Source organism: Snodgrassella alvi (genome assembly GCF_002777425.1).
In the GTDB taxonomy this organism is placed as follows: domain Bacteria; phylum Pseudomonadota; class Gammaproteobacteria; order Burkholderiales; family Neisseriaceae; genus Snodgrassella; species Snodgrassella alvi_B.
The window spans coordinates 1-8,024 of record NZ_MDVC01000094.1 but is presented as its reverse complement, the minus strand read 5'-3'; the positions used below and the strand labels follow the sequence as shown (position 1 = coordinate 8,024).

General features: G+C 41.9%; 11 protein-coding genes. 8 read left to right on the top strand and 3 right to left on the bottom strand.

Features of this window, described 5'->3' with window-relative positions; all coding sequences use genetic code 11:
- From BGI33_RS09350 to BGI33_RS09325, 6 genes are all read left to right on the top strand, one after another.
- Positions 1-1,156, top strand: a 1,156-nt coding sequence (locus BGI33_RS09350) for an RHS repeat domain-containing protein (protein WP_144235416.1), incomplete at its 5' end; no start/stop codon positions are given.
- Between the two features lie 10 nt (positions 1,157-1,166).
- On the top strand, positions 1,167-1,616 hold the full coding sequence (locus tag BGI33_RS09345) for a hypothetical protein (RefSeq protein WP_100090933.1): 450 nt from the start codon (positions 1,167-1,169) through the stop codon (positions 1,614-1,616).
- A 239-nt stretch (positions 1,617-1,855) separates the two neighbouring features.
- Complete coding sequence (locus BGI33_RS09340; RefSeq protein ID WP_100090932.1) at positions 1,856-2,116, top strand: RHS domain-containing protein; 261 nt, start codon at positions 1,856-1,858, stop codon at positions 2,114-2,116.
- A gap of 56 nt (positions 2,117-2,172) precedes the next feature.
- A protein-coding gene (locus tag BGI33_RS09335) for an IS3 family transposase (RefSeq protein ID WP_373885356.1) occupies positions 2,173-3,266 on the top strand; the annotation gives its coding sequence in 2 pieces (ribosomal slippage) (positions 2,173-2,416 and positions 2,416-3,266; 1,095 coding nt in all).
- 21 nt (positions 3,267-3,287) lie between these two features.
- A complete protein-coding gene (locus BGI33_RS13525; protein ID WP_257379070.1) occupies positions 3,288-3,902 on the top strand; it encodes an RHS repeat-associated core domain-containing protein in 615 nt (204 codons plus the stop codon).
- The gene (locus tag BGI33_RS09325) at positions 3,903-4,349 is read left to right on the top strand and encodes an SMI1/KNR4 family protein (protein WP_100090930.1); all 447 of its coding nucleotides are present in this window, start codon (positions 3,903-3,905) and stop codon (positions 4,347-4,349) included.
- Positions 4,350-4,694: 345 nt separating this feature from the next.
- Here BGI33_RS09325 and BGI33_RS14390 read toward each other — a convergent pair whose 3' ends face one another.
- Positions 4,695-4,925: a hypothetical protein gene (locus tag BGI33_RS14390; protein ID WP_257379064.1), complete on the bottom strand. Its 231-nt coding sequence runs from the start codon at positions 4,923-4,925 to the stop codon at positions 4,695-4,697.
- Between the two features lie 188 nt (positions 4,926-5,113).
- Positions 5,114-5,248, bottom strand: a complete 135-nt coding sequence (locus BGI33_RS13845) for a hypothetical protein (protein ID WP_257379066.1) — start codon at positions 5,246-5,248, stop codon at positions 5,114-5,116.
- A gap of 90 nt (positions 5,249-5,338) precedes the next feature.
- On the opposite strand from BGI33_RS13845, the gene BGI33_RS09315 reads away from it, so the two are divergent.
- Complete coding sequence (locus tag BGI33_RS09315; protein ID WP_100090929.1) at positions 5,339-7,072, top strand: RHS repeat domain-containing protein; 1,734 nt, start codon at positions 5,339-5,341, stop codon at positions 7,070-7,072.
- Positions 7,073-7,086: 14 nt separating this feature from the next.
- On the top strand, positions 7,087-7,395 hold the full coding sequence (locus BGI33_RS09310) for a hypothetical protein (RefSeq protein ID WP_198208113.1): 309 nt from the start codon (positions 7,087-7,089) through the stop codon (positions 7,393-7,395).
- 38 nt (positions 7,396-7,433) lie between these two features.
- Here the strand turns inward: BGI33_RS09310 and BGI33_RS09305 are convergent.
- A partial coding sequence (locus BGI33_RS09305; protein WP_144235414.1) for an integrase core domain-containing protein occupies positions 7,434-8,024 on the bottom strand: 591 nt, incomplete at its 5' end.

Genomic DNA, 8,024 nt, shown 5'->3' with positions numbered 1-8,024 from the left:
CGAAGGCTGCCGTAACCAGAGATACTGGGAAACCCTGCAATACGATGCGGCCGCCAACCTGCTGGACAGCAAATACAGAGAAGACTACAGCAACTACAACCTGATTCGCTGTAATCAGCTCCTGCATTTCAGAAGTCACCACTACCGCTACGACGAGCACGGCAGAACCCAAATCAAACAGAGCATCGGCGCCACCCAGCACTACCACTACGACGCTGAACACCGCCTGAGCGAAGTACGCATCGAACAAACAGGCCGCAGCCAGCGTTATGGCTATGTCTACGATGCTCTTGGCCGGCGTATCGAAAAGCATCAGATAGACCGCGACGGCCAACCTTACAACCGTACCCGCTTCCTCTGGGACGGCTTAAGAATGATTCAGGAAACTGGCCCGAATCATCCTACCAGCCTGTATATCTATACCGACCAGAACAGCTACGAACCACTGGCACGTATAGACACAGACGGCAACCATGAACAACATATCCGCTACTTCCACACCGACCTGAACGGCTGTCCAGAAGAGCTAACCGATGCAAACGGTAAAATACTGTGGGAATGCAGCTTTCAGTTATGGGGTAAGCGAATTCATGAAATCGAACACGAACCCATAGAGCAAAACCTCAGATATCAGGGACAATATTTAGACAGAGAAACCGGCTTACATTACAATACCTTCAGGTATTATGATCCGGATATAGGCCGCTTTACCCAGCCAGACCCGATAGGATTGCTGGGTGGCTTTAATCTGTATCAGTATGCGCCTAATGGGTTGACTTGGATTGATCCGAGGGGGTTACATGGAGAATGGGTTAATCCTAATGATATTAACTTTTCCCAACGAACTATTTCAGCTAATAACTATGCAGAAATTATGAAAAATGGTCAGTGGGATTGGAATAGATCCCCATTAAATGTAATTGAAGTTGATGGACAACTAGTTACTTATGATAATAGACGCTTAGATGCTGCTTTAGAAGCTGGTTCGGACAAAGTGAAAGTAATTAAAGTGGATCCAAATGCTCCTCATCCTAACTCCAACACAGGTAAAACATGGTGGCAAAAATTCCAACAAAGATTTAATGATAAACGAAATAAAAGAGCTGGTGGTGTGGTACCTAATAAGGGATTAAGCCAAAGACCTATAAAGTGTTAAGGATTATTAAATGTCAAAAATAGTAGAATTATGGAATGAAGAAGAATTGCCAATTAAAGATGGGATTTATTTTGCCAATGGAGAATCTTTTTCACTCTCGGTACAATTTTATCCTAATTTATTAATTGAAAAAGGAAAGAAATTTGACCTTGTTAGTTTTTTAAATGAAAACCCTGATTATCTAACTAGTATAGATATCACAAAAAAAATTAAAATGAATACAGGAGAAATATGTCTTTTAGGCGAGGGAAGTTATGGTTCAGAAGGATTTATCGCATATATGACGTCCGATGAACATTTGAAATGGGTGATGTATTTTGAAAAGTCGAATCCCTTTATAAATGCAATTGAATTACCTAATAGGTTTCTTGAAGTAGAATCTAGCGCGAATTATAAAATAATTATAGATTTAAAAAATCCTATTATGAATATCAACTTTAGATGGAGCGACTATTTGTAAATATCCCATACTTAGTACCATAATTACATATAAAATTATGTTACATGTTCCTATTATCTAATACCTCTAGCTAATTACAGAGCTATATCACCCCCGCAGGCCATAGCTCACGCAGCCAGCATTATGGCTACATTTACGACGCCCTTGGCCGGCGTATCGAAAAGCATCAAATAAAGCATCAAATAGACCGCGAAGGCCAATCCTACAACCGTACCCGCTTCCTGTGGGACGGGTTAAGAATGATTCAGGAAACCGGCCCGAATCACCCCACCAGCCTGTATATCTATACCGACCAGAACAGCTATGAACCACTGGCGCGGATAGACACAGACGGCAACCAAGAACAACATATCCGCTACTTCCACACCGACCTGAACGGCTGTCCGGAAGAGCTTACCGATGCAAACGGTAAAATACTTTGGGAATGTAGCTTTCAGTTATGGGGAAAGCGGATTCATGAAATTGAGCACGAATCAGTAGAACATGTAACTACCCCCTAAAATAGTACAGCTCTGAAGTAGAAAATTCTCTTTATTAACCCACAGAGGATTTAATCATGAAAAAAATGACTGAACATCAGATTGTATCCATTTTAAAAGAAGCTGAAGCCGGTATTCCTGTTAAAGAACTTTGCCGTAAATATGGTATCGGCAACTCGACTTTTTATAAATGGCGGCAAAAATACGGTGGTATGGAAACCTCCGATATCAAACGTTTAAAGGAACTGGAAGCTGAAAACCGTAAGCTTAAGCAAATGTTTGCCGAGCTCAGTTTAAAATCTCAGCTTCAGGAGGAAATCATAAAAAAGCTATAGTGCCTACCAAGGCACGTAAAGCTTGGGCTGTGCAATTACAAGAAAGTCATCCTGTTACTATTGCTATGAGCTGCGCAATTGTTGGCTTAAGCCGCTGTGCTTACTATTATCAACCTAAATTACCGGATGACTCGGTGATTGTGTCAGTACTCAGTGCTATCACTGACAGGCATTTACGCTGGGGCTTTCCCAAGTGTTTTAATCGTATCAGAAAGCTCGGCTATAAATGGAATCATAAACGGGTGTATCGGGTGTATTGTGAATTAAAGCTTAATCTGAGGGTAAAGCGTAAAAAATGCATTCCTCCACGATGCCCAGAAAGACTATCTGCACCCAGTAAACAAGGTGAATGCTGGTCAATGGATTTTATGAGTGACAGCAGTCGCAATCAACGCAGGTTTAGAACTTTCAATGTGATAGATGACTTTAATCGTGAGGCGTTAGGCATTGATATTGCAGTCAGTTTGCCGGCTGGCAGGATTACCCGTTATCTGGATAAACTGGCCGAATATCATGGCTATCCAATCAAAATACGAGTAGATAATGGACCGGAATTCACCGGAAATACGTTTACTAACTGGGCAAAATCACATGATATAACCATAGATTATATTCAACCAGGCAGTCCATATCAAAACGGGTATATTGAACGATTTAATCGTACCTATCGCACAGAGGTACTAGATTTATATCTATTTAATAATCTGGAACAAGCAAGAAAGGTAACCGAAGAATGGCTAACCAGTTATAACACCGAAAGGCCTCATGAAGCATTAAATAATATGACGCCGATTGAGTATAAAACCCTAAGACAAGCAGTATTATTTTCTACTTGAAGCTTGTACTAAGTTTGGGGTATTTACAAACAAAACCTCAGATATCAGGGACAATATTTAGACAGGGAAACCGGCTTACATTACAATACTTTCAGGTATTATGATCCGGATATAGGTAGATTTACTCAGCCTGACCCGATTGGGTTGCTGGGTGGGTTTAATCTGTATCAGTATGCGCCTAATGGGTTGACTTGGATTGATCCGTGGGGGTTAAGTTGTAATGCTATTAGCAATCCGGCAAATAGAGCTAAGGCATATAGAAAAACTCTTGGAGGAAAGTCTGGTGGAATAGGCAAAGGCAGAAATATAGCCACATCAAATTACAATATCGATGTTGATGGAAGACCCCTTAATGGCATGGCCGATGCAATTAGTGGTCAGAGATCTGTATCAGGTTTTGTTAATATACCAGATTCAAATAATAGATTGTTTACAACAACAACAGTTAACCATCCACGTGCTTTTGATTCAGAAGCAAAAATTCTTGAACATATTGGTAGCAAGATAAACTCCAATGCTAAAGGAACAATTGATCTTTTCTCAGAACTTCCAATATGTAAATCATGCCAAGGGGTCATTAAACAGTTTGAAACTATGTTCCCAGGCGTAAAAATAAATATACTTACAGGTGATTAAATGAATAAGAACGAATACATTCATATGATTGATAGTTTTATTTCTTTTTTAGAAAAAAAAGGAATTTCTGTTTTAGGCTGTAATGCAGAACAGATAGCGCAATTGGAAAAAAAATATGGAAAGCTTCCTAAGTTTTATAAATTATATCTTGAAAAATTAGGATGTTATGCTGGTAATTTTAAGGCTGGTACATGGATACTTTATTCTGAGCTTGATGATATTAATAAAGAAACTATAGAATTGATGCATCAAAATAAAATAATTCCACCTAAAAATATGTTTGCCTTTTTAATGCACCAAGGATATACCTCTTTGTTCTTTACTAATAGAGATATAGATGATCCGAAAGTTTATTGTTATACAGAATGTGAGGATATAGATGATATAAATAAAACTTTTAGCCTATGTCTAGAAGCTGATATTAATGAGTATCTTAAATATGCATAATTCATTAAATTATTATCTTAAATAAAAATATATGAAATGCAATATCCGATTACTCTATACACTTAGAGTAATTGATATAATCTTCGATTTTTTACATTTATCAAATACTGATGGAAATAAACTATCGGTGATATTAAATAATAAGAAAATCCAGTTACCAAATAATGTTTTTTCATATTTAAAAAAGGTGACAAGAGTATATATTGATCCTTATGCTAAAACAAAATTTTAAATCGAGCATAAAAAAATCCTAATTTGTCATTCATTAGATAATAGGGACGCGAAACCGCAGAAACCGATCCCCTCGGCCGTACCACCCAAACCCAGTGGCTGCCGCATTGGGCTTTACCCACCATCAGCGTCGACCCCGATGGCAGCATCTGGCGTTACTACTACGACCAGCGCGGTAACCTGCGCAGCGTTATCGACCCCCACAAACAGCGTACCCACTACCAGTACGACCAGCATGGCCAGATAGTCAAAATAACCGATGCCCGCGGTGGCAACAAATACCTGCGCTGGAACCAGAACGGCCAGCTGACCCAACATGTCGACTGCTCCGGTACCGCCACCCATCTCTATTACGATGCATCAGGCAATCTCAGCAGCATCTCCGATGCCCAATGTAACAGCAGCAAATACCACTACAACGCTGCCGGCCAGCTTACCGGCGTTACCTTAACTGATGGCAGACAGGAACACTATCGCGTCAACAGTGCCGGCCAGCTACTGACCTATACCGACCCCGCCGGCCACAGCACCCACTACCAGCGCGACCCGCGCGGACTGGTGCATACCCCCGCATTGATGCTGCCGGACGCAAACTCGGCTTTAACTACGACGCCTATGGCCGCCTTAACACCCTCATCAACGAAAACGGCGAACACTACCAGTTTCAATACGATGCTGCCGACCGCCTGATCGAACAGACCGATCTGGACGGGCGTAAACAACAACTAAGCTATGATGCACTGAATAACGTCAGCGCCGTGCACTTTGCTGCCGGCAGCAGTGCCGAAATCACCCACCGCTTCAAACGCGATGCCATCGGCCGCCTCATCGGCAAATACACCACCGACGGCACCACCGCTTATCAGTACGACAAAGCCGACAACCTTATCAAAGTCGGCTACAAAAAAGCCGGCCTGCCCGCAGAAGCAGAGCCCGACCTCATCACCTTCAGCTACGACCAACTGGGTAATCTGCTAAGCGAAACCACTGCACAGGGTACCCTCAGCCACCAGTACGACCCACTGGGCAACCGCATCGCCACCACCCTGCCGGATGGGCGCACCATCAACAACCTCTATTACGGCTCCGGCCACCTGCACCAGATTAACATCGACGGTCACATCATCAGCGACATCGAACGCGACAACCTGCACCGCGAAGTATTACGCACTCAGGGACGCCTGAACACCCAGTTCAAATACGACCGCAACAGCCGTCTGCAACACAAACAGATACGGCGCAATCAGAATCCCATCCTGCCCGATATCCTCATCGAACGCAGCTACCAGTACGACAACCTCGACCGATTAGTAAGCAAAAAGCACAGCAAACACGGCCAGACCGATTACCGCTATGATCACACCGGCAGAATCGAAGGCTGTCGTAACCAGAGATACTGGGAGACCCTGCAATATGATGCCGCTGCCAACCTGCTGGACAGCAAATACAGAGAGGACTACAGCAACTACAACCTGATTCGCTGTAACCAGCTCCTGCATTTCAGAGGGCACCACTACAGCTACGACGAGCACGGCAGAACCCAGAACAAACAGAGCATCGGCGCAACACAGCACTACCACTACGACGCCGAACACCGTCTGAGCGAAGTACGCATCGAACAAACAGGCCGCAGCCAGCGTTACGGCTACGTCTACGATGCACTTGGCAGACGTATCGAAAAACATCAGATAGACCGCGAAGGCCAACCCTACAACCGTACCCGCTTCCTGTGGGACGGGTTAAGAATGATTCAGGAAACCGGCCCGAATCACCCTACCAGCCTGTATATCTATACCGACCAGAACAGCTATGAACCACTGGCGCGGATAGACACAGACGGCAACCAAGAACAACATATTCGCTACTTCCATACCGACCTGAATGGCTGCCCGGAAGAGTTAACCGATGCAAACGGCGAATTACTCTGGGAATGTAGCTTTCAGTTATGGGGTAAGCGGATTCATGAAATTGAGCACCAATCAGTAGAGCAAAATCTCAGATATCAGGGACAATATTTAGACAGAGAAACCGGCTTACATTACAATACTTTCAGATATTATGATCCTGATATAGGTAAATTTACTCAGCCCGACCCGATTGGGCTACTGGGTGGATTGAATCTGTATCAGTATGCGCCTAATGGATTTACTTGGATTGATCCACTTGGTTTAATGCTCTTATATAGAGGTATGAATCTTGCAGAATACGATGAATTAATGAAAACTGGAAAGTGGACATCACCTCCAAGCACCTTAGAAGGAAAATGGTTTGCTGAGTCCTATAAAGATGCTGTTACATGGGGTGAAAAAATGGGACATGGTGGTGATTTCCGTGTCGTTCAGGTTAGCGTTCCTGATAATATAGCAGATGCAGCCTATAAAAATCCTCGATTAGATGGTATAGGAAAAGCTAGATTTATTGATAATGTAGTCCTTAATAAGGCTAAAATAAAGCCTAAATGGAGTAAATATATACATCAACCAAAATGTTAACGAGGAGAAACAAAATGGAAAATTGCAGAGTTAATGTCAAAATTTATTGGACCCCTATACAACAAGGTGGAAAAAAAACTCTTCCCCTAAATATAAAATACTATGTTATTACTAAACCAATGGAAGGTAAAAATGGCGATATTTCATCTTGGTCATTAGTATTAAATGTTAAAAGTTACGAGTTAGTAGAATCCACTCAAAGAATAGGTTTAGGAGAAGCCTATTTTTTAATGGAAGATGCACCAAGCTTTTTACTTAAGAAAGGATTTATGATGAATATTTATGAAGGACCTAAACTAGTTGGTACAGTTGAAGTTCTATGACTATTGTACTAGCTTAAACTTAATCTGACAGACACTACCTACTCATCGGCATTCGTTCTAACACAATGACTGTCTGATGAGTAAAATAAATTCTCTAGCTGCTTTTCTTTAGCCAGTCCTTTTGTCTCTACCCAAGTTTGCCAAGGTGTCTTACCATAACAGTATTTCCCTGAATGTGCTCTTTCCCGATTGTAAAACTCTAGCCAAAGCTCAATATCTTGTTGTATCTCTTTCAGTTCTGTATATATTTTACGTCTAAACATAATATCATAACACTCGGTCTTCATCGTCTTATGGAACCGCTCACATATACCATTCGTTTGCGGACTGTAGGCTTTTGTTTTCGTATGCTCTATATCCTCCAAATTCAGATATAGTTCGTATGCATGACGCTCTTTATGACCGTTATACTCACTTCCTCTATCCGTCAGAATTCGTAAAAGCGCTACCTGCTCATTATCAAAAAATGGTATCACTTTATCATTGAGCATATCCGCAGCAACTAAACTGTTTTTCTCCGTATATACTTTAGCAAACGCCAGTCTTGAATAGGTATCAATAAACGTTTGTTGGTATATTTTCCCAATCCCTTTAATATGACCAACATAATATGTATCTTGTGCGCATAA

Bases quoted from the DNA above. Each gene is read 5' to 3' on its own strand.
- BGI33_RS09325 (WP_100090930.1), top strand. From the start codon at position 3,903: ATGAATAAGAACGAATACATTCATATGATTGATAGTTTTATTTCTTTT.
- BGI33_RS14390 (WP_257379064.1), bottom strand. From the start codon at position 4,925: ATGGGTGGCGGTACCGGAGCAGTCGACATGTTGGGTCAGCTGGCCGTT.
- BGI33_RS09345 (WP_100090933.1), top strand. From the start codon at position 1,167: ATGTCAAAAATAGTAGAATTATGGAATGAAGAAGAATTGCCAATTAAA.
- BGI33_RS09310 (WP_198208113.1), top strand. From the start codon at position 7,087: ATGGAAAATTGCAGAGTTAATGTCAAAATTTATTGGACCCCTATACAA.
- BGI33_RS09340 (WP_100090932.1), top strand. From the start codon at position 1,856: ATGATTCAGGAAACCGGCCCGAATCACCCCACCAGCCTGTATATCTAT.